Origin of the sequence: Streptomyces sp. URMC 126, from assembly GCF_051386555.1 — a bacterium.
Classification (GTDB): domain Bacteria; phylum Actinomycetota; class Actinomycetes; order Streptomycetales; family Streptomycetaceae; genus Streptomyces.
In genome coordinates this window covers 1-241 of sequence record NZ_JBPQTX010001266.1, presented here as the reverse complement: position 1 = coordinate 241, position 241 = coordinate 1, and the positions used below count along the sequence as shown (strand labels likewise).

1 protein-coding gene is annotated in these 241 nt (G+C 75.5%); it reads right to left on the bottom strand.

What is annotated here, in order from left to right:
• Positions 1–241 (bottom strand): KR domain-containing protein (locus tag ACSNOK_RS35910; protein WP_436784846.1); only part of this gene is annotated, 241 nt, incomplete at both ends.

Below are 241 nucleotides of genomic sequence, written 5' to 3'. Positions count from 1 at the left end.
GAGCGGCGAGTTCGCCGTGCAGATCGGCAGCCCCCGGGGTGCTGTCACCGCTGCGGCTGGCGAGGACGAGGTGCTGCGCGCCGTTGGCGGCTGCCCAGCGGGCGACGTGTGCGCCGAGGGCGCCGGTGCCGCCGGTGATCAGGACGGTGCCGCGCGGCTGCCACACGCTTCCGTTGGTGCCGGTGCGGGCTATTCGTCGGGCGAGGACACCGACCGCGCGGATGGCCACCTGGTCCTCGCC